This window comes from Paradesulfitobacterium aromaticivorans (assembly GCF_054657415.1).
Genome location: NZ_BAAHYT010000011.1, coordinates 522,324 through 548,746, shown reverse-complemented (window position 1 = coordinate 548,746; position 26,423 = coordinate 522,324). Strand labels below are relative to the sequence as shown.

The following is a 26,423-nucleotide window of genomic DNA, read 5'->3' as shown; positions in this document are numbered from 1 at the left end:
AGGCTTTCCGATTAACACACGGAGCTTTTTTGTCAGCAAAAGAAGAGTTTTACCATCTACTATGTCCTAATGTTACTTTCACCTATTCTAAATGAGATTTGGTCGTTGAAGTCAAGACAAAGAGATATGGCAGTGAATCTACCCAGGTTAAATTCTAAGCACTAATGCCTTGCATAAACCGATAAACCTTTTCCGGATCTTTCCGGCCAGGTCTCTCTTCTACACCGGTTAAGACATCAACTGCATAGGGGTTCGTTTCGTGAATAAGTTGAAGGACATTTGCCGGATTTAACCCCCCGGCCAGTATCACCGGTAAAGCAATTTCTTGCCGAATGGTTTTAAATGCTGACAAGTTAACAGTAACTCCTGTCCCTCCCGGTCGGGAGGCGGTATAGGAATCTACCAGTAAAGCAGAAATTTTAGTCTTTGCCAGGGCCCGTGCTGCCATAGCAGGATCGGTAAATTCAAAAGCACACTTCCCATCACCGTCAATACGCAAAGCCTTGATCGTTTTTATTCCCAGCAGGCTAAGCCGATGAGCTAACTCTTTTACTTCCTGCAACGTTTCTTGATAATGTAGTTGAACGATATTAGCACGGGTGGCTTTCGCTATGGCCAAGATTTTCTCTACCGGCCCCCCCGTTACCACACTGGAACTTACAAAAGGTGGCACCTTATTAATTAGCTTCCTGGCTTCGGCCTTTGTCAGGTTCCATGGTACCGGTACGGGGAAATCTACCACAAACCCTAAAGTATGCACCCCGGCCTTCACACACAGAGATATATCTTCTTCATTCATTATGCCGCACATCTTAACTCGTGTCATACGCTTTTCATCCCGGTTTTACTAAGAGAACGGTACATTTCTACAGGATCTTTGGCTTGCAGGATGGCGGTTCCCACCAAAACTGCGTGGGCACCTGCTGCTAGGGCTCGCTGCACATCTGCGGAGGAAGATATTGAACTTTCACTAACCACTAAAACCTCCGGACGTACTAAGCTGGCCAGCTTTTCAGTATTATTCACACTTCCGTCATCCATTTCCAATTCCACAATATTACGATTGTTAATTCCTATGATATTTAACTTTAACTCGTTAGTGGAAATTATCTCTGATTCGTTATGGGTTTCCACCAGGGGCTCCAAACCCAGCATCAAGGCATCTTCAATCAACTGAAATAGCCGTTTCTTTTCTAACATGGAAGCAATCAGCAGGACTGCGCTGGCACCCAGATCCACACTCTCCTGCAATTGTACGCGGCTATTAATAAAGTCCTTACGAAGAACCGGCAGAGAAGTAGCCAGCGCAATCCGCTGCAGCAATTCCGGTGAGCCTTCGAAATATCTCGGTTCGGTTACCACAGAAAGCGCAGGTGCACCCGCTGCTTCCAAAGCTTGCGCGAACTTAACCGGGTCCCGCCCCTGGAGCAGGTCTCCTTCTTGAGGCGACCTGGATTTGATATCAGGGATAACCGGTATCTTACCGGAATGGTATTGATTCCACAATGCCGTGGAAAATTTCTTCATTTTAATTCACCAACCTGAAATCCTGAGAAGCAGTTATAAGCTGCTTCAATTTGGCCTGGGCTGCACCGCTGTCAATAATCTCACCGGCCAACTGTATTCCTTCTGCGAAGGAATTTGCTTTACCCCCTATATACAAAGCTCCAGCAGCATTTATAATTACCGCATCGCGACGAGGGCCCTTATTGTTCACGGAGAAAACATCGCGGATTACGCCGGCATTCACTTCCGGGGTTCCCGTGGCGATATCTTCAAGCGTGCAGCGAGTCAAACCAAAATCCTCCGGGGAAATTTCATAGGTTCTAATTGAACCGTTTTTTATTTCATTAATCCTTGTTGTACCTAAAAGGGAAATTTCATCGAGACCGTCCAGGCCATGTACAAACATCCCACGAGTATAACCTAACGACAAAGCAATCTGGGAAACTGTATCCAACAACTCAGGCTTGTAGACGCCTAAAATATGCCGCGTAGCTTTGGCAGGATTGATCAGGGGACCAATAATGGTGTAAAAGATGGTCTTTATACCCAGCGCTTGTTCCGGTGGCAGTACTTTATGCATTACCGGGTGGAACAGAGGAGCATAAATAAAAGCAATGCCAACTTCTTCGATAAGCTTTTCTATACCCCTAGGAGAAAGATTTATTTCTACACCGAGGGCTTCCAAAACGTCAGCGCTGCCGGAAAGGCTGGATATAGAGCGGCTTCCGTGTTTTGCCACAGGAATACCCGCCGCAGCAGCAACTAAGGCTACGGCAGTTGAAATATTAAAGGTGCTCAAGCCTCCACCGGTACCGCAAGTATCCATGAGTTCGTCACTTACCCTCGGTGAAATGCCGATGCAGTTATCACGCATGGCTTGGGCTATGGCAGTTATCTCTGTAATTGTTGGCCCCTTCATTAACAAGGCTACCTGAAAACCTGCGATCTGCACATCACTAAGCTCGTCATTTTTAATAGCAATAATTAAATTATAAGCTTCATCAGCCGTTAAATCTTCTTTAATCGTTAATTTCTGCAAAATGTTTTTAATCAAATCTCTCTCTCCTTCGTCATGCAGTTACTGACACACCGCTTTCTTCATTACCCGCACATATTCCGCCACATAGGGCACACAGTCCACGCCATATTGCTCCACTATTTTAACAATCGCGCTTCCCACAATCACGCCGTCGGCAAACCGGATCATCTTCGCCGCCTGTTCAGGGGTGGAGATGCCAAAACCGATGGCGCAAGGGATATCTTTGACCGCTTTAACCAGTTTGACCATTTCGGCAACGTCAGTGCTGATCTCCTGCCGCACGCCGGTAACGCCCATTGAGGATACGCAGTAAACGAATCCCTGCGCCTCCCTGGCAATCATGCGGATGCGGTCGTGTGAGGTCGGCGCGATCAGCGAGATCAAGTCGACGCTGTATTTTGAGCAATATGGCATGAGCTCTTCTTTTTCTTCAAATGGCACATCAGGAACAATCACTGCGTCAATACCCGTCTCCTGACAGTTTTTCATAAACCGGTCGGTACCGTAGGTAAAGACCGGGTTCACATAGGTCATGAACGCCAGGGGTACATTACATACCTTGCGGATACGCCGCACCATGTCAAAGATTTTGTCGGTCGTTGTGCCGCCTGCCAGCGCACGCTCATCCGCGCGCTGAATAACGAGTCCCTCCGCGACCGGATCTGAAAACGGAATGCCCAGCTCGATCAGGTCTGCGCCTTCCTCTGCCATCTTAATCACCAGCTGTTCGGTTATTTCCAATGATGGATCGCCGGCCGTTATAAATGGAATAAACGCCTTACCCTTTGCAAACGCCTGCTGTACCTTATTCATAGATTTGTACCCTCCTGTACCGTGCAATCGCAGCGACATCTTTATCCCCTCTGCCGGAAAGATTGATTACCAGGATTCGGTCTTTGCCCATCGTAGGTGCAAGTTTTCTCGCGTATGCAACCGCATGTGCGCTTTCGATCGCAGGAATAATTCCCTCAGTACGCGAAAGGTATTCAAAGGCCTCCACCGCTTCGTCGTCGGTAACCGGCACATATTTCGCCCTTCCAATATCGTGCAGATTGGCATGCTCGGGACCCACGCCCGGATAGTCAAGCCCCGCGGAAATAGAATAGACCGGCGCGATCTGACCGTACTGATCCTGACAGAAGTAGGACTTCATTCCGTGAAAGATGCCTACCGTTCCGGTTGCCATTGTGGCGGCGTTCTTGTCTGTGTCGATGCCATGTCCCGCCGCCTCACAGCCGATCAGTTCAACCCCTGGATCTCCGATAAAATCATAAAACAGTCCCATCGCATTGCTGCCGCCGCCAACGCAGGCGATTAGCGCGTCGGGCAACCTGCCCTCCTTTTGCAGCATCTGCTGTTTGACTTCGCGACCGATCACGCTTTGAAAATCACGAACAATGGTCGGAAACGGATGCGGTCCCATTACAGAGCCGAGCACATAGTGAGTGTCATCCACCCGTGCCGTCCATTCACGCATCGTTTCGTTCACCGCATCTTTAAGCGTTTGAGTGCCACTAGTGACCGAATGCACCTTCGCGCCCAGTAACTCCATTCGGTAAACATTGAGCGCCTGACGGTCAGTGTCCTCCTTTCCCATGTAAATTTCGCATTTCATCCCCATAAGTGCAGCGGCGGTTGCTGTGGCAACGCCGTGCTGTCCGGCACCCGTCTCCGCGATCACACGGGACTTGCCCATTCGCTTGGCAAGAAGCACCTGTCCAAGAACATTGTTGATCTTATGTGAGCCGGAGTGGTTGAGATCCTCCCGCTTAAGATAGATCTTCGCACCGCCCAGATCTCTAGTCATCTTTTCTGCATAATATAGCAGCGAGGGCCGCCCCGCATAATTTTTGAGCAGATCTTCCAATTCCTCCTTAAAGTCAGGATCGTTCTTATAGTGGTTGTATGACTCTTCCAATTCGATCACTGCGTTCATTAGCGTCTCGGGAATATATTGTCCGCCATGGGTTCCAAACCGTCCTTTTAACATATATAACTATCCCTTCCTAGAAAGTGCACTTTCTATAAAATTAAAAGCCTTTGTCCACATAAGGGACAAAGACTAAACTCTGCGGTTCCACCCAAATTGCGTATAAAACGCCACTCGTATCGTGCACTAATATACACGCTCCATTGATAACGGGTGGAGTTCCCGGCTGACATACTCTCTTAAAAATTTCTGTCAAGCCCTCATGAGACCATTCACAATAAGCTTTACCACCGCAATTACACCACCTGCGGCTCTCTATGGATAAAGTGGATTATGCTACTATTCTCAATCTACGGTTTGTTGTTTGTAATATTTTGTGTTTAATGTTACTTTGTAAAACTTTCTTTGTCAATGGGAAAGTTTACCTGACAAACGCCCAATTTTCGGCTGCTTTTTCACACTTCGCCCCAGAGTTGTGATCTGCGGGCCTGTAGCAAAGCGGCACAGAGCCAGCTGGTGCAGTCAGAGAAAATGGCAGCCTTTGGCAGGGATAATTTGATAATACCGGGGAATATTGATCTAATTTCCTTGCAAGAGCGCTAATTTAGACTGTGAAGGAGAAGAGAACATGCTTAGTGGTGGATACTGTTTACGGTGCTGGAGCAGTAGGCTTGAGAGCAATCATGGCTGCTAAAATTACCAGTTGCAGGCACATCATTGCCGTCGATATCCATGACAGCCGCCTTGAATTAGCCAAGGAACTGGGAGCTATCCATGCTTTTAACGGTAAAGAGGTTGATGTAGTTAAAGAAATCAAAGAGGTAACCGGGGGCGGCACTAATTATGCTAAAGACTCAAACTGAGCCCGAGGCATAGCACCATATTGAAACCCTAAAGCCCTTGAAAATCAAGGGCTTTAGGGTTTATCTTTATCCGTATTATTATCATTACATAGTATCTACCTATTTCCCTCCCCGGGCAATAAATTCAAGCACCTTCTGGCAGGTTTCAAAACGATCCTTGCCAGAAATCAGAATTGCACGATCAACAGGCTTTATGCTTCCACCGATCATATAAACATTTTGAGCGGCTTCGATATCCTCATGCTTCATGGCATCCAAGCAACTTACAGGCGCTTTTAGATAGTCTGCAAGGTACCCAGCTGCACGCTCATCGGGTCCCCGGCCAACAAGAATTAAATCCATAAATCTTTTCTCTCCTTCTAACCATTTTAATGGGTCAATATCCTGAATATTTGTCCATGACCCCTTTCTCACTTCAAAGTGCAAATGTAGCCCCGTACTTTGTCCAGTGCTGCCCATCTTTCCCATGACAGCCCCTTCAGTTACTTGCTGGCCGTCGGTAACCGAACAACTGGACAGGTGGGCATAGATCACGTCATATTGACCACAACGAACAATAATATAGTTTCCCCAACCTGCTGGATCCGCACCTTGACCTGGAGCATAACGAGCCACAATAACTGTTCCAGACACTGCGCAATAAATATTGTACTCGTCAGATACGAGATCAACGCCGGTATGATATCCCTTAGCGTATCTAGCATTTTTGACTCCGTAAGGATAGGTGACACGGTATGATTTTAAGGGAAACATCTAAATACCTCCTTTCCCACAAATATATGCAATAAGGGCTACGATTGTAGCCCCCGCTCCATGCATCCCGGCACGTGTTATGTTATAATCATTTCCGTAATATCGGAAATTCCCGTGCTGAAAAACTGACTATAGGGTGAGAAGATCACATGAAAAGAACAATACTCATCATTTCTGTGGCTATACTCTTGTTGGGAGGGCTGGGAGCAGCGGCCTTATCTATTGATAACCCTCTAAGACCCGGCAACCTTAGTGCAGAGCCTCCGGAAGCAGATCTCGCGTTCGCAGTTCTAGGAGATATTCATGGGAACACTGACAGTTTCCAGGAAGCTATTAAAGATTTACATAAGATTAATCCCGCTCTCGATACGCTTGTGTTAAATGGGGACACCGTTGATCAAGGGATTGACAAGCAATATGATTCAATCACTAAGGTTCTTGCCAAAAATAAGTCGTTACAGCCCCAAACGATAATCAAAAATATCGGTAATCACGAGTTCCATGACTACGAGCAAGGAAAAGTAAATAGCCCTGCGGACGTTGAGGCATTTATTGGCAGGTATCTTGCATTCGCCGGTGAGGATAAAGTATATCACGATACTTGGATCAACGGTTATCACTTTATATCTTTAGGATCAGAGGATGGTAATTCTAATACCACCAATTCAACAAGGGCTTATCTATCTCAAACCCAACTAAAGTGGTTTCAAGATAAACTTGCTGAAAAATACGAAACGGGAAAACCAATCTTCGTGTTCTTACATCAGCACTTGGATAATACGAATGGATGGATTGGTGTCGATCCAGCCGGAGCAAAGGTGTTAAGGGAAATTTTATCGCGCTACCCAGAAGCAGTATTGTTCACTTCGCACACTCACCGGCAGTTAGACCAAACCAGTGTTAAATTAAATCAACCTTTTACCATGGTGCATACGGGGGCCATAAATTATACAATTATCCCGGATTCCACTGGTAAAGGCGGAATGACCAGAGAGTCTTTGATACAGGGTTTATACGTTGAGGTCAAGGGAAATGAAGTTACGATCAAAGGGAGAGATATTAAAAAAACATCCTGGATTTTCACCCAGGAGCTTAATGGTCCCTAAACTTTCCTATGCGGCTGAGCCTTTTGGTCAAGTCAAATTAAGCGCAGAATATCTGCCGTTCCCAGAGGAGATCTTTTACGACTGCTGAACAGCCTGATCCGGATTAGGAGTTCTCTGAGTTTATACTGATCCAAAAAAACGCCTTCCGTCTTGAGCAATTCCTGGAGTTCCTTCGTTCCAGAGTATTTGCCAAAGGCAACCGAGTGTTCCCGTGCGATGCTTTCCGGAGGAAATGACTGATAATTGGCGATGTCCTTTCTGATTCCGTCGAGATGAACCGATGAAGTATGGGTGAACACATCAGCACCCACAATCGGCTTGGCCCGGGGTATAGCTCTATGCGTTATGGAACTTACCAGGGAACAAATCGAATTAACCTGACTGATATCGAACGAAATTGGCCGATTCAGAATATGCTTGAGCGCCACCGCAACTTCTTCGAGGGGTGCATTTCCAGCCCTTTCACCCAAACCCCCAACCGTGACGCTAACCGCTTTGAACCCCGCCCTTATGGCAGTAATTGCATTCGCGGCAGCCATACCCAGATCGTTGTGGGCGTGGAACTCAAGCGGTATCGAAATTTGGCCGGTCAAGTGGGAAAAGCGACAGTAAACTTCGAGCGGATCTAAAATGCCCAGGGTATCCGCAACCCTTATCCGGTCGATCCCTAGTCGCTCTGCCTCTTTTCCGATATCCATGAGAAAATCAACATCTGCTCGGCTCGCATCTTCCAGGCCCAAACAGATATATTTACCCTCTTTCTTAGCCAGGGTAACACATTCCCCCATTTTCTCCATCACCCATGACCGGCTTTTCTTTAACTTGTGCCGAAGATGTTGATCTGACACGGGAATTGAAATTCCAACCCCCTTTACCCCCGTCCGAAAACTTGCTTCAAGGTCAGATTGAACTGCCCGGTTCCAGGTACTTAACCGCGTAGGGAGACGCAAATTCACAAGCCTTTTGATTGAGTCCAGCTCGTCCGGACCGACAGAAGGAACCCCGACTTCAAGTTCATCAATTCCAGCACCGGCCAACCGGGTTGCGATCATTTTTTTCTCCGCGTAACTGAACGCTACACCCGGAGCCTGTTCCCCATCTCTGAGTGTTGTATCACAAAGCCATACATTATCCGGCACGGGTTATCCCCCCTTAAACCAGACCAATCGCATCAGCCCGACACTGTTGGCAATGAGTCATCTGTGGCAAAATGTGGGCTAAGTGCTGCCGGTGGTTTATCATCTCTTTCGGTGTTGGCGAAGTATGGCGCCTAAACTTTCCCTGAGGAATCAGCGGCACGAGGTTTAATAGATGCGCTCCTCTCCGCTTGACTTCCCGTGCCAGAGCCTCCAGTCCGGAATCATTCAATCCGGGAATGACCACGGTATTAACTTTAATCGTTAGTCCTGCTTCTGAAGCCAACTCAATGCCCAACAGTTGGTTTTCTAACAAGACCCGTACAGCATCAAGGCCTATCAATGTCTGCCCTTGCCATTGAATGTAACTATAGATTGCTGAAGCTGTCTCTTCATTCAGAGCATTAACCGTTACCGTAAGATGAGAGACACCCAGTCTTACCAAGTCATCCATTTTTTCCGGGAGAAGCAGACCGTTCGTACTCAAGCACAGGGATAAGTCAGGAAAGTGCTCCCGCACCAAAGCTAACGTCTCAAATGTGGCTGGGTTCGCCAAAGGATCCCCCGGCCCGGCAATACCCACGACGTTTAGATATTGTCCGATGGCAGACTGCTTGGCCTCACGAACTTGTTCTAAAGCTTCTTCAGGTGTAGCCAGTTTGCTCGTTACACCGGGGCGCGATTCATTCGCACAGTCAAATTTGCGCACACAATAATTGCAGGAGATGTTGCAGGCGGGTGCCACGGGTAAATGAATGCGACCAGCCTTAATATGCCTGCCGGTAGCAAAGCAAGGATGACCTTGGTTAAGACGGGAACTTGTTGTTTCAGGAATTAATTCCTGAACGCAGCTGTGCATAGCCAACACCTCCCTTCTTCTGTAACCACCGGGGTGGATTTTTTATGAGTAAGCGCTGCAGCCTTTGGGCTGCATCTTCGATCAGTGTACCTGCTTCAGCCTTTAAAGGGAAAATTTTTTGCTGGATAAGCCTGGCTGCGGCAGGCCCTCCAATATTGGTACAATAGAGGATAGAACAATCTTTGACTGCATTGAGCCGTTGGTTAACTTTGTCTTCTTCCTGATCTTTATAACCTTCATCCTCTGTACTATTAAGGCTAACCGTATCTACCGCCCGATATGAAGATGGATCAAATTCATAAATAACGATCGTAGAACTTTGAGCAAAATGGGAATCAATGTGGATTTCATCCTTGCTACAGAAAGCAACTCTAATCATTAACCTCTCCTCCTAACCTGCCATAGTATTTAAGGCGTCAACTAAAAATTGCCGGGTACCACGGTAACCAGTCCATACTTTGAGATTTTCGCCCGCCCGGTCAAACACGGGAAGCCCCGCTCTTAAATGGGGAAGGCGGAGAGCGGATGCCGCTTGTCTGCCGTTCGAGTTGGCGATGATTAAGTTACTTCCGCCTGCCCGATCTTCCAGATCTTCCAAATCCCCCACCTGAACGGGGATTGTTGCGGGAAATCGATTCATTTCTTGTTTGGAAGCCCCTAAAGCCGTTGTAATTTCCGCCCCCACTTCTAACAAAGCCGTGGCTAAGGAGTAGAGTAAGTCAGTTTCCAAAGCCAACGCAATGTGTTTGCCACCGATTTGGTCGTGATAATCAGCATACATATCGAGAAGTTGACTTCTTTGTTGTTGAAGCTTAGCGGGAACCGGTTTCTGAGCCAAGTTCGCTAATGCCATTACCAAAGTGTCGGTGGCTTTAAGTCCCGTGAGGGAGGGGAGATTAAGATGTGGAACATGAAACTTTTCCTGAAAATATTGTCCAACTTTTTGCATGCTGAGACCAAAAGAGAAAGCTGCTTTACAATAAGGAAGTTGAAGGATTTCATTGAGTGTTGTCCCCCCCTGAACCACAGGAGCGGGATCAAGTTCTGTATGCCCATCCAGTGACGTGGACAAGTCCGGAACAACAAGCGGCTGAAACCCGAAAAGGCTGATCATTTCTTTTAATTCCGCGACATCCCCGGGGCTTAGATGAAGGCCGGGAAAAAGAGCAATAGCACGTAGGGAACCTTGGATTGATGAGTGAACCGTGCGGGTAGCAGAAGATTTAAGGATAGTGGCCAGGAGAGATAAGACTGTTTGTTGATACCCTTCCTGCATGGAGCCCGTATAGTCCGGCGTACGGCTTAAGACGACCGGGAATTCTGTTAGGTCAGGCCGTTCCAGACGCAATTCCGCAAGGGCGCTTTCCATGTCATCCCCATAGGTCTCGGTCAACCCTGTACTCATGACTCCAATGATTTCCGGTCGGAATTTATCAATCGCTTTGGCAATTCCTTGCTTTAGATGGTCCCAGCCGCCAAAGATGGAGGAATCCTCCAATAAAGCGGTCGAATTAAGAGGGATCGGTTCCTTAAAATGCCGGGAAAGTTGCAGCCTGATAAACGTAGAGCAGCCCTGTGAGCCGTGGAGTAAGGCAAGCAGCCCGTTGATTCCCAAATAGGCCAGCGTGGCGCCCAAAGCCGGACTGTTTTTTTGCGGATTCCCTCCATAATGACGCATATTACTCATTGCTGCCCCCTCCTTCCCCGGCAAATGGTTGTCCTAAGAGATCCCAGACCGGACTGAAGACAGTTCGGGTCACCGCTTGGGCAAAAGTGATCATCCCCTGATATCCTGCATAAGGAAGTTTGCGGCCATGGTTGATATCCAAAAATGGGGTCCTCGTTTTATATGCCAGGTATTTTGTTTTGCCGCCGGCCACAATCAGATCCGGTTTCTTTTCCTTAATAAGTCTTAAAAAGCCGTCTGCACTGGTATCTTCAATAATATGGGCCGAAGGATCCATCATCGCTTTCATCCGTAAAAAGTCTTCGGGGGTGGAATTTTGAGTGCCCCCCGCCAGGACTTCAATTCCTAATTCTTTTAAGGTCGAAACCATGGACCAAGTCTTAATTCCACCGGTAAAGAGAATTGCAGTCTTCCCTGCAAGTTTCTCCTTATGGGGGACGAGCTTGGCCCGGGTAAAAATCTCCCGTTCCTTGACATACTGTCTGGTTCGGTGGAGCAAATCAGGATCCCCTAAAGCCTTGGCAATGTTCACAAGAGCATTTGAAGTTTCCACAACTCCATAAAATGAGGCATCAATAAAAGGAATTTCCCAACTAAGTTCCATTTGACGCGCGAGATTGGTCAAACTCTTGGAACAAACCAAGACATTGAGGCTTGCCCGATGGGCCGACCTGAGATCATCAAATTGGGCGTTCCCTGTAATCGCCGCTTGTAAGGTGATCCCTAGATTCTCGAACTCAGGCAGAACTCCCCATAGATCTCCGGCAATGTTATATTCTCCGATTAAATTAATGGCCTTGGGATTTTTCGCATAAGGTATGCTCGGGTCTATTTCCTGACCGATAACATATTTCAAAAGAATGTCCCCAGCGATCCGGTTGCCAATGTTTTTGTCTCCCAGAAATCCCGGAGCGTTGACCGGTATCACCGGCAGACTCAAGGCGGTTTGGACTTGTTGGCAGATAAGATCAAGGTCTTCCCCGATCAGTGAAGAAACGCACGTGTTATAGACGAAAATCGCCTTTGGATGATGTTTATCGGCAATTTCCAGTAAAGCCTGATGCAATTTCTCTTCCCCACCGTAAATGATATCATTCTCCCGCAGATCGGTTGTCAAACCGCGCCGAAAGAGTTGGGAACCAGAGGAGCGCGCCCCTCTGTTGTCCCATGAGTTGCCCGCACAGGCAATCGGCCCGTGAACCACGTGAGCTGCATCAGTAATAGGCATGAGGACCACGCGTGCTCCATCAAAAGCGCAACTGCGTTCAGCCCCTTCACCCGGGAGAGCCCGCATGCAAAGCTTGGGTGCACCTTTCTCAGCAACCTCCCGGTTATCCTTTAAATCAAGGTTCGAGAGTTTAACAAACATACGAGTCTCCCCCCTAAATTCTTGTATAAAAGGTTTCTCAACAGGCTACCTCAAGAGTTCGAAATGAGCATTGTCCGCTGTCCGATCTTTTTCTTCAAGCAAAGTGTTGGCGATCATTGTAATTAAATTCAGCGTTCCTTCGTAACCAATAATCGGGTAGCGGTGGAGGTTTACCCGGTCTGTAATCGGGAAACCGATGCGAACGAGCGGGATTCCGGCATCCCGAGCCGCATATTTCCCATGCGAATCCCCGATCAGCAAATCCACAGGGTCGTTCATGAGCAAGGAGCGCAGATGCCAAAGGTCTTTTCCCACATGCACGGTTGCGGACTGGCCGAAAGAGCTGGTTCTGAGCAACCCTTCCATATCTTTACGGAACGATGGATTTCCATTACTTGAGATAATGTGCACAGGGACGCCACCCATATCAAGCAAGAAACCGACGACGCCTAAAAGGACGTCCGGATCACCGAAGAGAGCGAAGCGCTTCCCATGGATATAGGGGTGAGCATCGGTCGCCGCATCAACTGCCCGACCGCGCTCAGCTTCGATATCCTCCGGAATGGGCTTACCCGTCATCTCCGCCACCTTGGTTAAAAACCGGTCGGTATTGGAAATCCCAATCGGCATCAGAACGGATTCAGTCGGTATTTTTTCTTTATTTTGGAGGTGCTTCCGGGTCGCTGTCGTGGAATAAGACTGGAGGAATAAGAAGCCCACAGCGTTTAAGGCTTCAATCACTTCATTCAAAGGGGTTCCTCCGGGATACATTTCGAACGTGCCGGTATTAGGAGAATCGACCACATCACTGTAGTCTGAAAGTAAGGTGTACTGAACCCCGATTCTCTCCAACAAACGCTTAATTTCCCTAAGGTTAGCCGGATAGGGATCAAAGCCAGGCACTACATATAACCGGTTATTTAAGGTTTTTTCATCCCGCGGCTTAGCCAAGGATTGAATGAAGCCTTTGAGCATATTGTCATACCCGGTAATATGAGAACCCTTGAAACTGGGAGTATGAGCCAGAGCCACTGGAAAATCCTTAGGAATCGCCTCTTCTTGTCGAGCTTTATCGACATAAGCGCCGATATCATCTCCGATTACTTCAGCCATACAGCTCGTGAACACAGCCATTATTTTCGGCTTATAGAGTGTATGAGCATTTTGCAAACCTTCAACGAGATTCCGTTGTCCTCCAAAAACTGCCCCGTCTTCCGTCATGGAATCGGATACGGCGGAAATCGGCTCACGGTAGTGACGGGATAAATTGTTCCTGAAATAGGCAGCACATCCCTGAGATCCGTGGACAAAAGGAAGACAACCTTCCACTCCCAGGGCACAAAGCATGGCACCCAGAGGTTGACAGGCTTTGGCCGGATTGATCACTAAGTCCTTCCGCTCAAAATTTAAGTTGTGATAGTCTTTGGTATTGATCCATTCTGCAACGGTATTGGCCGAACTCACCTTGCTGCCACCTCCTTATTCGTGGAAGTCTTCCAGGGACTCTGAATCAGATTCCAGGTGGGACTATTGATGGCCATATCCATATCTCGGGCAAAGATGGGAAATCCGTCATATCCGTGGTAGGGTCCGGAATAATCCCAGGAATGCATTTGTCGAAATGGAAGTCCCATCTTTTCAAATACATATTTTTCTTTAATTCCGGCACCGATAAGATCGGGTGCCAGTCGTTTGGCAAATTCTTCGAGTTCATACGCTGATACATCATCATAAATCAACGTGCCATCCTGAACTTTTTCAAAGGTTCTCTCATAGTCGTCATTGTGGGCGAACTCGTAGCCTGTTCCGATGATCTCCATCCCCAGATCTTCATAGGCTCCGATAACATGGCGCGGCCGAAGTCCACCCACATAGAGCATCACTTTTTTCCCTTCCAAACGGGGGCGGTAGGTTTCGATGACTTCAGCCATCATCGGTTCATACTTGGCAATCACTTTCTGCGCATTTTCCTGGATGGTGTCATCAAAAAACTCTGCGATTTTGAGCAGGGATTCTTTAATCTTGGTTGGCCCGAAAAAGTTAAACTCCATCCATGGTATTTGATAATTATCTTCCATATGGCGGGCAATATAGTTCATACTCCGGTAGCAGTGAATCAAATTTAGTTTGACCTGATGACCGGTTTGAATCATTTCCAACGTTGAATCCCCTGTCCAGACATTCCGAACTTTTAACCCGATCTCTTCCAGGATTTTCTTAGTAGCCCAGGCATCTCCGCCGATGTTGTAATCCCCGATCAGCCCGACATCATAGGGTCCCACATCCGTTCGGAATGCTTTGCCCAGAATGTAATCCCGGATGCTGTCATTGGCAATATGATGGCCCAGAGATTGGCTTATGCCCCGGAACCCTTCACAGCGAACAGGTATGATGGGGAGCTTCAATTCTTCAGATAATCGCCGCGCCACACTCTCGATATCGTCCCCGATAAGCCCAACCGGACATTCCGATTGGATAGAGATCCCTTTGGCGTTGGGAAAAAGCTGAACAATTTCGCGTAAGATCCGTTCTAACTTTTTATCTCCACCATAGACGATATCATTTTCCTGAAAATCAGAAGTGAATTGAAAAGGTACGAAATTATCCACCCCAAGCGTTCCTTCAGCCAGGTTGCGCCGGGTACTCCAGGAGTAATAACCACAGCCAACCGGTCCGTGCGAAAGATGAACAATATCTTTAATTGGCCCATAAACAACCCCTTTAGAACCCGCGAAGGCACACCCCCGGGCAGTCATGACACCCGGTACCGTCCTAACATTTGACTTAAGGGCACACCCTTTGCATTCATCATCCTTAACGGCGAGATGTTTGCTCCGAATTTTTTGAGCCTTTTCAGGGTAAAGCTTGAGGATCTCTTCAACCGTTTCTTTCATTTGACTTACAGAATTCATACCGACCCCTCCTAATCTTACAATGATGCCCTATTCCTCTAAAATGCCGTATTCCATTAGCAGTTCCTCTAATTCCTCCATGGCCAGAGGGGTAGGAATGGTAAGATCCTGATTTTCATCGATTTTGCTGCCTAAGGCTCGGTATTCATCAGCCTGAGGATGCCCTGGACTGTATTCGATAACGGTCATTTTGCGCAATTCTGCACGCTGAACTTGATTATCCCGAGGCAAGAAGTGGATCATCTTGGTATTTAGGCGTTTGGCCAACTCTTCGATCAGTTCATATTCTTTATCCACTTTGCGGCTGTTACAGATTAACCCGCCCAGTCTGACACTTCCGGTGGTGGCATACTTTAAAATCCCTTTGGCAATATTATTCGCGGCATACATGGCCATCATCTCGCCGGAGGTTACGATATAAATCTCCTGAGCTTTGTTTTCACGGATTGGCATCGCAAATCCGCCACAGACCACATCCCCTAAAACATCGTAAAAAACATAATCAGTATCCGTTGCATAGGCCCCGTTTTCTTCTAAGAAATTAATGGCGGTAATAACCCCCCGGCCCGCACACCCCACACCAGGTTCAGGCCCTCCGGATTCGGCACAACGGATTCCGGCATACCCTTCTAGCAGGACTTCCTCCAGCTCCAGGTCTTCTACGGAACCTCTTTCCCGGGCTAAATCCATGACAGTCGATTGCGCTTTGCTATGAAGGATCAAGCGTGTGGAATCTGCTTTCGGATCACACCCAACGATGGTTACCTTCTTCCCCATTTCGGCAAGCGCAGCGACGGTGTTCTGGGTGGTTGTGGATTTTCCGATTCCGCCTTTGCCGTAAATTGCAACTTGTCTCATATCCTACATCTCCTCATTCCTATTTGTTAAGTAAGTGTTACTTTTCAGGTATTCAGAATTTAGAATACTTCCGGACGATAAACCGTCCTCTCATGCTGACTCCTGACTCCTGGCTCCTGACTTCTGAGTAGTTTCTTCACTTTTTTCCGTACCTTTAGCTAACCGCATTCTTGCCCTTTTCCTTGGTCCGAACCCGAATCACTTCGACAAGCGGACAAACAAATATTTTACCGTCTCCGACATTTCCCGTTTGATTGACTTGGGTAATGGTTTTGACAACGTCTTCCACCTCATCATCTTGGACGATCAACGTAAGCATCCGCTTCGGAATCCAGTTAATTCGCGTTTCGGTGGCGTATTGCGGTTTCATCACCTTATTGAGCTCAGGGTCAAGTTCCGCAGCCCATCCCCCAATCCCATACTGCTTTCCACGTCCTTCTACACTCTGAATTGTGAGAGCAGGAAAGCCGGCATCTTCAAGCGCTTTTTTCGTAGGAGGAACCTGATGCCTCCGAATAAAGGCTATAATTTCCTTCATATTTACAACCCCTTCGTACTTTTGCTTATGGTATAAGCCTCTTCTACTTCAGTGATAAAGATTTTTCCATCTCCCATCGTACCGGTTACAGAGTTTTCAAGGATAATGTCTATCGCTTGATCCAGATTCTCATCTTCGACCACCATGAGCAACAAGGTTTTAGGAAATTCGTCATAAACAACGTCTCCAATGCGTATGCCTTTGGTGCGCCCCCGTCCAAAGACGTGCATCTTAGTTAAGGAAGTTAGCCCCGCATCTGCCAGAGCTTCGGCAACAGCTTCCGCTTTCTCTGGTCTGATAATGGATCGAATCATCTTCATTTCTCAATTCCTCCTTAAGTGCGCACGTTGTGCGCTTCATATACATTTCTCAGAAATCATCGCTCCTGCGTTGCGATGTAAGACAACCGACCCACCTCATGCGAAAGCCTCTGGGGGACAACAGCATGTCGGTAAAGTCAGGATTAGACAGCACTTGCTGTCGAGTAGCCTGGCGAGTCAGGCCATATATGGTAAAGCCTGTGGGCTGAATCCGGGTCCGTGGCTGTGGAACGCTGCCGGACGTAAAACACCGGTATCAATGGGTATACCCAATATATTAGGGATTGGATATAAGCAGGCCTGTTGACGCACCTGCGGTAAGCAGGGTAACGACCAACCGGATACCTACGTATGGAGATACTATATGAAGCTGTCAAACGTGACCTGCCTAAGTGCCGTTCTCGGCATATGGCAGAGAGCCCTAACAGTAGCCTAACGGCCTTCTGTAATGGAAGGCACCTGGTGAAGGGGGGCAGTATTCCAAGTTCCAATTTTGAGAGGAGTTGCTTTGAATGGAGCAATCAAAACTTGTGGAAAGATTGGAAGGTTATCGCCGTCGAAACAATGCCGACCATTGCTATGTTAACGGTGACCTTTACCGCTTGTTCTACAACAGAGACCTGTACATCATCGCTTACAACTCCGTCAAGTCCAACGACGGCGCGGAGACCTCCGGCGCTGATGGCACCTCCCTGCACGGCTTCGGCGAGGAATGGATTACGGAACTTATCGCTTCCATGCGTGACGAGTCCTACCAGCCTCAGCCAAACAGAACAACGATGATACCTAAACGCAATGGTAAAATGCGCAAGCTCAGCTTTCCAAACGGAAAGGACAAGCTCGTTCAGGAGGCAGTCCGCATTATCCTGGAGTGCATCTACGAACCTACCTTTTCGAACCTCTCGCACGGCTTCCGGCCAAAACGGTCTACCCAAAGCGCCATTGCCGAGGTGGAAACATGGAGAGGTACGATTTGGTGTATTGAGGGTGATATCTCCGCCTGCTTTGATGAAATTGACCATCGCACACTTGAAAAGATACTGCGGGAGCGTATCAGCGACGAACGCTTCATCCGGCTTATCAACAAGATACTCAAGGCTGGCTACTTCGACATGCAGCACGTTTACCATGGGACTAAGACCGGAAACGCCCAAGGCTCCTGCTGCAGTCCCATACTCTGCAACATCTATCTTGATAAGCTGGACAGATTTATGGAAAACATGATCGAGACAGACACCACAGGTGATTACCGCAGGCAAAACCCGGACTACGCCAAGGCAAGATACCAATACAAAAAGGCAGTCAGCAACGGCAGCGACCCGAAAACCATTAAGCACCTGAAGTGTAAAATGGAAAACCTCCCGTCCAGTGATAGATTCGACCCCAATTTCCGCAGAGTAAAGTACTTGAGATACGCTGATGACTTTCTGATTGGCCTGATTGCTCCTAAAGCTTATGCAGAGGACTTGAAGCGGAAAATCAAGGAGTTTCTGAAAAACGAACTCTGCCTGAGGTTGAGCGACGAGAAAACCAAAATCACGCATGCCGCTGATCATGACGTGACCTTTCTCGGATATATCATCCGCAAGGGCGCTGTCAAACACGGTAAATTTCAAAGCAACCCTTTTGACCCAGCCCTTCGTATCTACATGAATACGGAGGGCATCCTGAATAAGCTACGGGAAAATGGCATGTGCACAGGCAATGGCTATCCCATTGGTATCACTCGCCTCCTTAGAGAATCTCCGGAAGAAATCATCAAATACGGCAACCAGGTACTGCGTGGACTCCTGACAGGGCAGCGCGGCTGCGCCAATTTCTATGAGGGTGCGCGCATCCAATACATCGTGCATTTTTCCATAGCTAAAACTCTGGCGCGCAAATTCGACATCAGTATCAAGAAAGTGTTCGCCCGGTACGGCAGGGCTCTTATGGTCAATTACAAGAATGCAAAAGGTAAAGCCTGCTCAGTCAGTCTGGCACTGTACAAATCTTTTGCGAGACAAAAGGACTTCTTCGCTAATATCAAGTTGGCAGTTAAATCGTTCTTCTTCCTGCCCATGTACAACTTGATGGACCCGCTTGCCCGTGGCTGCTACATCTGCGGCAATCCGCACTACAATGTCAGCATGTATCACAGGAAAACGAAGAAGAAGCTCGATGAGCCCTATTCGCCGATTATTACTGTCATGCTGTCCATCAACCGGCGACAGATACCCCTTTGCGCGCACTGTTTTGCCGATGTCGAAGCCGACAGGTTTCAGCTTAATCAGCTAAAACGACGATGACCCATTTGGAATATGGAGAGCCGTATGCGGTGAAAGTCGCTTGTACGGTTCGGGAAGGGGCGGGTTACTTTGCTAATCCGCCTATTTCATAATATGTGATCTTCGCCATTTTTTCAGGTTGTGTATCCTCATGACATCTCTTTGAGATCGACAATCACCACCCTTCATAAACAAAACTCGGCTTGCGCTAAGGTACGCAGACGGAAGTCCGAAAAAAAGTCCCGTGGACTTTTTGCGCTTTAGCTTCGTTTCCTTATCCACCTTGAGACTGATACGTTCCTAACGGGAAATAAAAAGAGAGCCCCCAAATCATCGATAAATAGGGGCTCTCTTAAACTCTCTAACACTACAAGTCAAGATGACTTGTTGCCCAGTTTATTGGGTTTACACCATTTACTACAAAAACAGCCGTACGCTAATCCAGAAAACCGGATCATTGTACGGCATCGTTGCCATATCGTTGATACTTAAAGTAGAAAGGGTTACTTTCACTTTGTTAATTTGATTATACTGCAAATTAGGATATCCGGCTAGGGGATTCAGAAAATAACACTGTATACAGGAAAAGATTGAGAGCCCAAAGTCTATTCCACTACAAACGAGGAAATATAGTTACTCAACGAACAGATTCTTGTATAATAAGAGATATTAAGTCCTAGGAGAGTGAATTGATGAAAAAAATCGAAGCTATTATTCGACCCGGAAAACTGGACGATGTAAAAAACGCTTTAATGGAATTAGGTATTTACGGAATAACCCTTAGCAATGTTTTGGGTTGTGGAAATCAAAAAGGATATACTCAAGTTTACCGTGGGCAAGAAGTCATCACTAAGCTCTTACCGAAGGTCAAACTCGAGATTGTCACTTCTGATGAGAAAGCCGAAGAAGTCATTTCAACGATCATCAGATCAGCAAAAACTGGTGAGGTTGGGGATGGAAAAATATTTGTTTCTCATATTGAGGAGGCTATTCGTATTCGTACAGGTGAAAGCGGAGATCAAGGGCTTTAAGATTCCCACCATTCAGAGTCAAGTCCAGTGAATCACATAAAGAGGTTCTCACTTAATTCAAAGTCCGGGTAAGCATTTTCCCCATGCTGAGTTAAATCTAATCCGTTCACTTGCTCTTCGTCCGTTGCTTTTAATGGGGTAAGAAGAGCAACTACTTTTAATAGAAGCCATGTCATCCCACCAGTGAATAAATACGTGACGACAATGGCCAAGATTTGAATAAAGACTGGCTCCAATCCTCCTCCATTCATTAAACCATTTTTACCTAGGGGATTGAGGGAAAGATCAACAAAGATCCCCGTAGCCAGAGTACCCCAAGTGCCACCAATTCCATGAATTCCAAAAACATCCAGTGCATCGTCATAATCCAGCTTATTTTTTATGATACTGACTCCTAAATAACAAAGTCCTCCAGCGACAAAGCCGATGAGAAGTGAACTGGTCGGAGAAACAAAGCCAGAAGCCGGCGTAATTGCGACAAGCCCTGAAATGGCACCGCTTATTGCACCAAATACCGTCACTTTACGATGATAGAACCATTCACCCAGCACCCATCCGATCATACCTGCTGCACCGGCAAGCTGGGTCGTTACAAAGGCAAGTACGGCTACGGCATTGGCCCCCATTGCGCCCCCGGCGTTGAACCCGAACCAACCAAACCACAGAAGTCCTCCCCCCAACAGAACATTCGGCATGTGATGGGGTATCGTTAAATCATCTTTACTTCTTAACCTCTTACCGATGACAAGGGCCGCAACCAGTCCTGATACTCCGGAAGCCATTTCTACGACAGTTCCCCCGGCGAAATCCAGGAGTCCGAGATTTCGGAGCCAACCCCCAACACCCCAAACCCAATGAGATAGCGGCACATAAACAAAAATGGTCCACAAAGCAGTAAATAATAAGAAGGCTGGAAAGCGTAATCTTTCTGCCGTTGCTCCACTCAAGACAGCCGGTGTAATGATCGCAAACATCAGTTGAAACAAGAAAAACAATAAGTGCGGGATCGTCGGAGCATAATCCGGGTTAGCGTTTAAATCGACTCCCTTTAGAGCAAACCAATCCAGGCTACCGATAAGATGGCCGTGATCCGGTCCAAAAGCTAAAGAGTAGCCGAACAAGGCCCAAATAACCGTTACTACGCCAATCGTCGAAAAGCTTTGCATCATGATGGATAGAACATGGCGTTTACGAACCATTCCTCCATAGAAAAAAGCTAATCCGGGTGTCATTAAAAAGACCAAAGCAGTACACATAAGTACAAAAGCATTATCTCCAGTATTAAACGACATACTCTATCCCCCTGAGAACAATAATCTTGCGAAAAATCCCGTAAAAAGGCAAAAAGAAGCTCTAAAAAGCGAAATGCTTTTTCAGAGCTTCTTTGCTCCCACTAAACCATTGCTAACCTAACGATGATTATAGCATTTGATAAATTGAGCGTCTAGGTATGATCGTTTCGGAATACTGTATACATTATATTCTTTATAATAGCACCCAAGAGATAAAAATTACCAAAAAAGAGAGAACCCCTATTAAAAAAGGTTCTCTCGAGTTATTATTTATAGACCTTTTTCACCTCGGTCTCCTGTTCGCAGGCGAACCGCTTCTTCTACTGGATAAACGAAAATTTTGCCATCTCCAACTTGCCCTGTTTTAGCGATCTTCGAAATAATGCCAATGATTTGTTCTACACTTTCATCTAGAGTGACAATCTCGAGTTTGACTTTCGGTAGTAATTGAATAATCACCTCTTGCCCCCGATAGATCTGGATATATCCCTTTTGCCGTCCACACCCCAAGACATTGCTTACAGTCAAACCGTATATTCCTTCGGTAGAAAGGGCTTCTTTAATTTCATCAAGTTTTCCTGGCCGGATAATGGCCTCTACTTTTTTCATAGTTTGACCTCCTGCATATTACCGGATACTTTCGCAGCGGATAGCATATCGATATCTGAACGAATAAGATGATCGGGATAAGCTAACATGCCCATTTCAGGTAGATCCAGTCCGGAGATTTCATCTTCAAGCTTAACCCGCATTCCCAGGGTAGAGTTCAGTACTTTATAGAAGAGGAAGGAAAGTCCAACGCCCCAGACTAAAATTGCGGCCACATCGATAAGCTGTGCCATGAATTGACCTGCATTACCGTAAAATAAACCCGTTACTCCGCCCGCAACACCATTCAGGCCGTCGCCATAGGTCCCGTCGGCAAAGAGTCCTGTAGCCAGAATCCCCCAAATCCCGTTGACAAAGTGAACTGAGATGGCTCCGACGGGATCATCAATTTTCAGTTTGCGGTCAACGAGCAAGACACTTGCAACCACCAAAGCCCCGGCTATAGCTCCGATGAGAACTGCACTATTGACATTGACAAACGCAGAAGGTGCAGTAATCGCAACCAGCCCTGCTAAAGCGCCATTGCACATCATCGAAGGATCCGGCTTTTTATAGAAAATCCACATGATCATCATGGCCACAAATCCGCCAAACGCTCCTGCGAGCATCGTATTAACCGCGACAACTGAGATCCGAAGATCGGTTCCTGCTAATGTACTCCCTGGGTTAAACCCAAACCAACCAAAGAATAAAATAATGGTGCCAAGGATTGCCATCGGGATATCATGCCCTGGTAGGACGTTGACTTTACCGTCTTTTGAGTATTTGCCAATTCGTGGTCCAATAATAATTGCTGAGGCCAAAGCCGCACTTCCACCGATCGAATGCACAACCCCGGATCCGGCGAAGTCAACTACACCATGACCAAGGCCAAGCTTCACTCCAAGTTGGGACAACCAGCCACCGCCCCAGACCCAGTTACCAAAGATAGGATAAAGAATCATTGCAATAAAGAAGCTGCCAATAACTACAGCAGAAAACTTAACACGCTCAGCCATGGCTCCGGTGGGAATGGTCACTGCTGTATCCATAAAGACCATTTGGAACAGGAAAAGAACAAAGACTCCAACATCATAAGCCCCGCCTGAAGTCAGAAAAAAACCTGTGTGGCCAAAGAGTCCCCAGCCATTGACTGCAAATTCGTTAGTCAATGGTGCAGTTCCGCCTAAAGCTCCGATGGCACCGACTCCTCCAAATTCTAAGCCAAAACCAACGAGATAATAACCAATCGCACCCACAAGGAAGACCATCAAGTTCATCGCCATGGTGTGAGCCGCATTCTTAGCTTGGGTAAATCCGGTCTCTACTAAAGCAAACCCGGCTTGCATGAAGAAGACCAAGAAACCCGTCAGCAGTACCCAAACAAAATTAATCCCAATTTTATTTTTGCCGACCTGAGTTGCAACCTCTTCTAATGTCGGGTGTCCTGCCGTCGCCGCTGTAATATCACCAATTCCACCGGTCGACGCTCCAGATGGGTCCCCGGCCAAAGCCACTGACGCAAATATCAGTACAAAAAACAGAGCTAAAAATAGTGTTCTCAATCCACGTTTTGCCAACATGTTCCATTACCCCTATCCTTTTCATTTTTTTCGACCTAAAATCTTCTCCAATTTGATCCCCTTGGTTCTTTTAAAAATATTTCTAAGATGAAAGCTTTGGTATATTCCATAAAGAAGAGTAAGCACTCCTAAATAGAGTGGAGAGACCGTCTGGTTAAAAGCAACCATCGGAATCGATGCATAAGGACCGAAAATGATCCAACCCAACCCCATCAAAATCAATAAACTATCTAAAACCATTAAAGTATAGATCACCTTCATTTAACTTGATCACCTCCTTAAAAAAGAAGAGAGAGCCGCTTCATTTCCAGAAAGGGCTCTCTCTTCACTCTTTGACACTCCAAATCGTTTGGATTTGGTGCCCGCCACTCAACACTTACTCTGCTTACTCTGCTTACTCTACTTACTCAATCTTTACGGATTTATTACACTCGTATAATCCAGTAAACCAACTCTACAATGCGGCTTCGCCAACTTCTCCGGTTCTAATTTTTATAGCATTCTCCACAGGAGTAATAAAGATTTTGCCATCCCCAATTTCTCCAGTTCTTGCTGCATCAGAAATTATTTTAATGACGTCTTCAATATACTTGTCCGGTATAACCACTTCGACTTTTACTTTAGGAAGTAGGTAAACCGAATACTCCACTCCCCTGTAAACCTGGGTATGACCCTTTTGATTCCCGCATCCAATCACTTGGCTCACCGTCAGCCCGTTTACTCCAAACTTATCTAAAGCATCTTTAACACTATCCAGCTTACCTGGTCGGATAATCGCCTCAATTTTTTTCATTTGAGTATTACCTCCTCGCTCTTTTCATGATTGAACCGGCTTAACCAAGCATCCCTTACCTTACTGGGCAGGTTGCCCGCTGGTAGCAGTTTTAATGGCCATAGCTTTAGCCGTAGAGACTGGGGTTGGCAGAAACCCACTACCGATAAAATCCGGATATGCCTCCTCTCCATGCATCGACAAATCCATTCCTGCCTCTTCCTCTTCGGAAGATGCCCGTAGTTTTGTAAACACGCCTACCACTTTCAGGATCACGAATGTAGCAATGGCTGCAAGAGCAATGGTAATAACAATACTTAAAGCCTGAATTCCCAGTTGTGCAGGATTACCATACAAGAGGCCATCTGCTCCCGCGGGATTGATCGTCTTGGTAGCAAATAGACCCGTTGCTAAGGCACCCCACATTCCACCTATACCGTGGCAGCCGAAAGCATCCAGCGCATCATCATAGCCCAATTTTGCTTTCAGTACACTCACTGCGAAGTAGCAGAGAGTTCCTCCGACTAAACCGATCACGATAGCAGATAATGGAGTGACAAAACCTGCCCCCGGTGTAATTGCAACTAAGCCAGCTACTGCACCGCTCGCTGCGCCGAGAACCGTAGGCTTACCCCGATGGAGCCATTCTGCCAACATCCAGGCTAAAGCGGCTACCGCTGCAGAGGTATTCGTTGTGACAAAAGCAATTCCCGCCAATCCATTGGCTCCAAGAGCACTCCCGGCATTGAAACCAAACCAGCCGAACCAGAGTAACCCAGCCCCCAAGACCGTCATAGGGATCTGATGGGGAGCCATGGGTTCTTTACCATACCCCTTGCGTTTACCCAGGACTAGAGCAGCAACTAATCCAGAAACACCGGAACTAATGTGCACGACCGTGCCGCCTGCGAAGTCAAGGGCTCCCATAGTACGTAAGAATCCTCCAACACCCCAAACCCAGTGAGCTAAGGGGTCATAAACAAAGGTCATCCATAAGAGAACAAAGGCCAGGAAGGCGGGAAACCTCATCCGTTCTGCAATAGAACCTGAAATTAAAGCCGGTGTAATGATCGCAAACATTAACTGAAAAGCCATAAATACAATTGCTGGAATGGTTGCCGCATAATCTGGATTAGGGTCTATACCTACTCCGGAAAGTCCCAGCCAATTTAAACCTCCAATTAAACCGCCTTGGTCTGGGCCAAAGGCTAATGTAAATCCTATCAGAATCCATTGAATCGAGGCTAAAGCCATAATAATAAAACTATGCATGGTCGTACTTAACACATTTTTCTTTCTGACCATTCCGCCATAGAAAAGAGCTAAACCAGGAGTCATCAAAAAGACTAAAGCTGCTGAAACAAGGATAAAGCTCGTATCACCCGTATCGATTGCTGAACCATCTGCCGCCAAAACCGTGGCGGGAAGCGCTAATACACTTATAAGAGCAATTAACAAAATCCATAACTTCTTCATCACTTTTCCCCCTTTTATAAATCCATAAGATTCTCAAACGTTTTCAATCCAGCAATTGTCTTGACCCTCATTATCAGTTGGTTTTCAATGCAGAGTCTTTTCAGGACATCACCTCCTTAATCTAATTTTTTATTTAAAGTTTCTAAAAAAGAAGAGAGAAACACCTATCCTTTCAGATAAGGGCTCTCTCTATCACTATTACGCTCCAAACCCAGGTTTGGTGCCCACTCATATGAAGTGGCCTTGGCCACAAATTGCACTCGACTTTGAACTCTAAATCTCTAAAAAACTCTAAATCTCTTAATCTCTAAGTCTCTGAATCTCTCAGTAAAAAAATAAGCGCCATATAATTATCCAGGTAGACCCAGATAACTATATGGCGCCATTGCCATACTATAGTATCCCAACACATCAATGTCTCTTCGTTGTTTGATGAAGTCATTATAGCGCAAACTTGAGAATCTGGCTAGTCGTTTTAGTGAATAACATTGTATACTTGACACCCCGTTGTTGAGTATTTTCAATGATGAAATCTATC

Annotated in this window: 27 protein-coding genes and 1 other annotated feature; of the genes, 5 read left to right on the top strand and 22 right to left on the bottom strand. The window is 46.8% G+C overall.

The features are described from left to right. Positions 1-154 precede the first annotated feature (154 nt). The 5 genes from ACYQ2N_RS19450 to trpB are packed head-to-tail and all read right to left on the bottom strand — an operon-like array spanning position 155 to position 4,535. The gene (locus ACYQ2N_RS19450; RefSeq protein WP_460001074.1) at positions 155-826 is read right to left on the bottom strand and encodes a phosphoribosylanthranilate isomerase; all 672 of its coding nucleotides are present in this window, start codon (positions 824-826) and stop codon (positions 155-157) included. Further along, positions 823-1,527 carry an indole-3-glycerol-phosphate synthase gene (locus tag ACYQ2N_RS19445; protein WP_460001073.1) on the bottom strand — a complete coding sequence of 235 codons (705 nt, stop codon included), beginning with the start codon at positions 1,525-1,527 and terminating at the stop codon, positions 823-825. Before ACYQ2N_RS19445 ends, ACYQ2N_RS19450 begins: the two co-directional genes overlap by 4 nt. 1 nt (position 1,528) lies before the next feature. Next, complete coding sequence (gene trpD / locus ACYQ2N_RS19440) at positions 1,529-2,560, bottom strand: anthranilate phosphoribosyltransferase (RefSeq protein ID WP_460001072.1); 1,032 nt, start codon at positions 2,558-2,560, stop codon at positions 1,529-1,531. A gap of 24 nt (positions 2,561-2,584) precedes the next feature. Next, on the bottom strand, positions 2,585-3,358 hold the full coding sequence (gene trpA, locus ACYQ2N_RS19435; RefSeq protein ID WP_460001071.1) for a tryptophan synthase subunit alpha: 774 nt from the start codon (positions 3,356-3,358) through the stop codon (positions 2,585-2,587). Next, positions 3,351-4,535: a tryptophan synthase subunit beta gene (gene trpB, locus ACYQ2N_RS19430; protein ID WP_460001070.1), complete on the bottom strand. Its 1,185-nt coding sequence runs from the start codon at positions 4,533-4,535 to the stop codon at positions 3,351-3,353. The genes trpA and trpB overlap by 8 nt, the downstream gene beginning before the upstream one ends. A 58-nt stretch (positions 4,536-4,593) precedes the next feature. Continuing rightward, positions 4,594-4,837 (bottom strand) — a binding site (T-box leader). A gap of 273 nt (positions 4,838-5,110) precedes the next feature. Between trpB and ACYQ2N_RS19425 the strand changes: the two genes are divergently transcribed. Then, positions 5,111-5,338: a zinc-binding dehydrogenase gene (locus ACYQ2N_RS19425; RefSeq protein WP_460001069.1), complete on the top strand. Its 228-nt coding sequence runs from the start codon at positions 5,111-5,113 to the stop codon at positions 5,336-5,338. A 99-nt stretch (positions 5,339-5,437) separates the two neighbouring features. On the opposite strand, the gene ACYQ2N_RS19420 is transcribed toward ACYQ2N_RS19425, so the two are convergent. After that, positions 5,438-6,091, bottom strand: coding sequence for a M23 family metallopeptidase (locus ACYQ2N_RS19420; protein WP_460001068.1), 654 nt, complete (start codon positions 6,089-6,091; stop codon positions 5,438-5,440). Positions 6,092-6,240: 149 nt separating this feature from the next. Between ACYQ2N_RS19420 and ACYQ2N_RS19415 the strand changes: the two genes are divergently transcribed. Next, complete coding sequence (locus tag ACYQ2N_RS19415; protein ID WP_460001067.1) at positions 6,241-7,197, top strand: metallophosphoesterase family protein; 957 nt, start codon at positions 6,241-6,243, stop codon at positions 7,195-7,197. Between the two features lie 32 nt (positions 7,198-7,229). Here the strand turns inward: ACYQ2N_RS19415 and ACYQ2N_RS19410 are convergent, their stop codons facing one another. From ACYQ2N_RS19410 to ACYQ2N_RS19365, 10 genes are all read right to left on the bottom strand, one after another. After that, complete coding sequence (locus ACYQ2N_RS19410; RefSeq protein ID WP_460001066.1) at positions 7,230-8,336, bottom strand: homocitrate synthase/isopropylmalate synthase family protein; 1,107 nt, start codon at positions 8,334-8,336, stop codon at positions 7,230-7,232. A gap of 13 nt (positions 8,337-8,349) precedes the next feature. Further along, positions 8,350-9,192, bottom strand: coding sequence for a radical SAM protein (locus ACYQ2N_RS19405; RefSeq protein ID WP_460001065.1), 843 nt, complete (start codon positions 9,190-9,192; stop codon positions 8,350-8,352). Then, on the bottom strand, positions 9,161-9,571 hold the full coding sequence (nifX, locus tag ACYQ2N_RS19400) for a nitrogen fixation protein NifX (protein WP_460001064.1): 411 nt from the start codon (positions 9,569-9,571) through the stop codon (positions 9,161-9,163). The genes ACYQ2N_RS19405 and nifX overlap by 32 nt, the downstream gene beginning before the upstream one ends. Before the next feature lie 12 nt (positions 9,572-9,583). Further along, a complete protein-coding gene (nifN, locus tag ACYQ2N_RS19395) occupies positions 9,584-10,879 on the bottom strand; it encodes a nitrogenase iron-molybdenum cofactor biosynthesis protein NifN (protein ID WP_460001063.1) in 1,296 nt (431 codons plus the stop codon). Further along, positions 10,872-12,248, bottom strand: a complete 1,377-nt coding sequence (nifE, locus tag ACYQ2N_RS19390; RefSeq protein WP_460001062.1) for a nitrogenase iron-molybdenum cofactor biosynthesis protein NifE — start codon at positions 12,246-12,248, stop codon at positions 10,872-10,874. The genes nifN and nifE overlap by 8 nt, the downstream gene beginning before the upstream one ends. Before the next feature lie 45 nt (positions 12,249-12,293). Next, positions 12,294-13,712 (bottom strand): nitrogenase molybdenum-iron protein subunit beta, encoded by a 1,419-nt coding sequence (gene nifK / locus ACYQ2N_RS19385; protein ID WP_460001061.1) that lies wholly within the window; start codon positions 13,710-13,712, stop codon positions 12,294-12,296. Beyond that, positions 13,709-15,160, bottom strand: coding sequence for a nitrogenase molybdenum-iron protein alpha chain (nifD, locus tag ACYQ2N_RS19380; RefSeq protein ID WP_460001060.1), 1,452 nt, complete (start codon positions 15,158-15,160; stop codon positions 13,709-13,711). The genes nifK and nifD overlap by 4 nt, the downstream gene beginning before the upstream one ends. Before the next feature lie 30 nt (positions 15,161-15,190). Further along, on the bottom strand, positions 15,191-16,018 hold the full coding sequence (nifH, locus tag ACYQ2N_RS19375) for a nitrogenase iron protein (protein ID WP_460001059.1): 828 nt from the start codon (positions 16,016-16,018) through the stop codon (positions 15,191-15,193). Positions 16,019-16,172: 154 nt separating this feature from the next. After that, entirely contained in the window at positions 16,173-16,556 is a 384-nt protein-coding gene (locus ACYQ2N_RS19370) for a P-II family nitrogen regulator (RefSeq protein WP_460001058.1), read from the bottom strand. 2 nt (positions 16,557-16,558) lie between these two features. Continuing rightward, the gene (locus ACYQ2N_RS19365) at positions 16,559-16,876 is read right to left on the bottom strand and encodes a P-II family nitrogen regulator (protein ID WP_460001056.1); all 318 of its coding nucleotides are present in this window, start codon (positions 16,874-16,876) and stop codon (positions 16,559-16,561) included. A 154-nt stretch (positions 16,877-17,030) separates the two neighbouring features. Between ACYQ2N_RS19365 and ACYQ2N_RS19360 the strand changes: the two genes are divergently transcribed. The 3 genes from ACYQ2N_RS19360 to ACYQ2N_RS19350 all read left to right on the top strand — a co-directional run bounded on the left by ACYQ2N_RS19360 (position 17,031) and on the right by ACYQ2N_RS19350 (position 20,174). After that, positions 17,031-17,183: a hypothetical protein gene (locus ACYQ2N_RS19360; protein ID WP_459997470.1), complete on the top strand. Its 153-nt coding sequence runs from the start codon at positions 17,031-17,033 to the stop codon at positions 17,181-17,183. A 205-nt stretch (positions 17,184-17,388) separates the two neighbouring features. Continuing rightward, positions 17,389-19,164 carry a reverse transcriptase/maturase family protein gene (locus tag ACYQ2N_RS19355; RefSeq protein WP_459997471.1) on the top strand — a complete coding sequence of 592 codons (1,776 nt, stop codon included), beginning with the start codon at positions 17,389-17,391 and terminating at the stop codon, positions 19,162-19,164. Between the two features lie 671 nt (positions 19,165-19,835). Next, a complete protein-coding gene (locus ACYQ2N_RS19350) occupies positions 19,836-20,174 on the top strand; it encodes a P-II family nitrogen regulator (RefSeq protein WP_460001055.1) in 339 nt (112 codons plus the stop codon). 32 nt (positions 20,175-20,206) lie between these two features. On the opposite strand, the gene ACYQ2N_RS19345 is transcribed toward ACYQ2N_RS19350, so the two are convergent. The 6 genes from ACYQ2N_RS19345 to ACYQ2N_RS19320 all read right to left on the bottom strand — a co-directional run bounded on the left by ACYQ2N_RS19345 (position 20,207) and on the right by ACYQ2N_RS19320 (position 25,885). Beyond that, positions 20,207-21,466: an ammonium transporter gene (locus ACYQ2N_RS19345; RefSeq protein WP_460001054.1), complete on the bottom strand. Its 1,260-nt coding sequence runs from the start codon at positions 21,464-21,466 to the stop codon at positions 20,207-20,209. A 270-nt stretch (positions 21,467-21,736) separates the two neighbouring features. Then, a complete protein-coding gene (locus tag ACYQ2N_RS19340) occupies positions 21,737-22,075 on the bottom strand; it encodes a P-II family nitrogen regulator (RefSeq protein ID WP_460001053.1) in 339 nt (112 codons plus the stop codon). Next, entirely contained in the window at positions 22,072-23,637 is a 1,566-nt protein-coding gene (locus ACYQ2N_RS19335) for an ammonium transporter (RefSeq protein ID WP_460001052.1), read from the bottom strand. The genes ACYQ2N_RS19340 and ACYQ2N_RS19335 overlap by 4 nt, the downstream gene beginning before the upstream one ends. 21 nt (positions 23,638-23,658) lie before the next feature. Continuing rightward, complete coding sequence (locus ACYQ2N_RS19330; protein ID WP_460001051.1) at positions 23,659-23,898, bottom strand: hypothetical protein; 240 nt, start codon at positions 23,896-23,898, stop codon at positions 23,659-23,661. Positions 23,899-24,091: 193 nt separating this feature from the next. Continuing rightward, positions 24,092-24,430 carry a P-II family nitrogen regulator gene (locus tag ACYQ2N_RS19325; RefSeq protein WP_460001050.1) on the bottom strand — a complete coding sequence of 113 codons (339 nt, stop codon included), beginning with the start codon at positions 24,428-24,430 and terminating at the stop codon, positions 24,092-24,094. A gap of 60 nt (positions 24,431-24,490) precedes the next feature. Continuing rightward, positions 24,491-25,885: an ammonium transporter gene (locus ACYQ2N_RS19320; RefSeq protein WP_460001049.1), complete on the bottom strand. Its 1,395-nt coding sequence runs from the start codon at positions 25,883-25,885 to the stop codon at positions 24,491-24,493. Positions 25,886-26,423 lie beyond the last annotated feature (538 nt).

Coding starts and splice junctions, on each gene's coding strand:
- ACYQ2N_RS19450 (WP_460001074.1), bottom strand. CDS start 826: ATGACACGAGTTAAGATGTGCGGCATAATGAATGAAGAAGATATATCT.
- ACYQ2N_RS19445 (WP_460001073.1), bottom strand. CDS start 1,527: ATGAAGAAATTTTCCACGGCATTGTGGAATCAATACCATTCCGGTAAG.
- trpA (WP_460001071.1), bottom strand. CDS start 3,358: ATGAATAAGGTACAGCAGGCGTTTGCAAAGGGTAAGGCGTTTATTCCA.
- trpB (WP_460001070.1), bottom strand. CDS start 4,535: ATGTTAAAAGGACGGTTTGGAACCCATGGCGGACAATATATTCCCGAG.
- ACYQ2N_RS19420 (WP_460001068.1), bottom strand. CDS start 6,091: ATGTTTCCCTTAAAATCATACCGTGTCACCTATCCTTACGGAGTCAAA.
- ACYQ2N_RS19415 (WP_460001067.1), top strand. CDS start 6,241: ATGAAAAGAACAATACTCATCATTTCTGTGGCTATACTCTTGTTGGGA.
- ACYQ2N_RS19405 (WP_460001065.1), bottom strand. CDS start 9,192: ATGCACAGCTGCGTTCAGGAATTAATTCCTGAAACAACAAGTTCCCGT.
- nifX (WP_460001064.1), bottom strand. CDS start 9,571: ATGATTAGAGTTGCTTTCTGTAGCAAGGATGAAATCCACATTGATTCC.
- nifN (WP_460001063.1), bottom strand. CDS start 10,879: ATGAGTAATATGCGTCATTATGGAGGGAATCCGCAAAAAAACAGTCCG.
- nifE (WP_460001062.1), bottom strand. CDS start 12,248: ATGTTTGTTAAACTCTCGAACCTTGATTTAAAGGATAACCGGGAGGTT.
- nifD (WP_460001060.1), bottom strand. CDS start 15,160: ATGAATTCTGTAAGTCAAATGAAAGAAACGGTTGAAGAGATCCTCAAG.
- nifH (WP_460001059.1), bottom strand. CDS start 16,018: ATGAGACAAGTTGCAATTTACGGCAAAGGCGGAATCGGAAAATCCACA.
- ACYQ2N_RS19370 (WP_460001058.1), bottom strand. CDS start 16,556: ATGAAGGAAATTATAGCCTTTATTCGGAGGCATCAGGTTCCTCCTACG.
- ACYQ2N_RS19365 (WP_460001056.1), bottom strand. CDS start 16,876: ATGAAGATGATTCGATCCATTATCAGACCAGAGAAAGCGGAAGCTGTT.
- ACYQ2N_RS19355 (WP_459997471.1), top strand. CDS start 17,389: ATGGAGCAATCAAAACTTGTGGAAAGATTGGAAGGTTATCGCCGTCGA.
- ACYQ2N_RS19350 (WP_460001055.1), top strand. CDS start 19,836: ATGAAAAAAATCGAAGCTATTATTCGACCCGGAAAACTGGACGATGTA.
- ACYQ2N_RS19345 (WP_460001054.1), bottom strand. CDS start 21,466: ATGTCGTTTAATACTGGAGATAATGCTTTTGTACTTATGTGTACTGCT.
- ACYQ2N_RS19340 (WP_460001053.1), bottom strand. CDS start 22,075: ATGAAAAAAGTAGAGGCCATTATCCGGCCAGGAAAACTTGATGAAATT.
- ACYQ2N_RS19335 (WP_460001052.1), bottom strand. CDS start 23,637: ATGTTGGCAAAACGTGGATTGAGAACACTATTTTTAGCTCTGTTTTTT.
- ACYQ2N_RS19330 (WP_460001051.1), bottom strand. CDS start 23,898: ATGAAGGTGATCTATACTTTAATGGTTTTAGATAGTTTATTGATTTTG.
- ACYQ2N_RS19325 (WP_460001050.1), bottom strand. CDS start 24,430: ATGAAAAAAATTGAGGCGATTATCCGACCAGGTAAGCTGGATAGTGTT.
- ACYQ2N_RS19320 (WP_460001049.1), bottom strand. CDS start 25,885: ATGAAGAAGTTATGGATTTTGTTAATTGCTCTTATAAGTGTATTAGCG.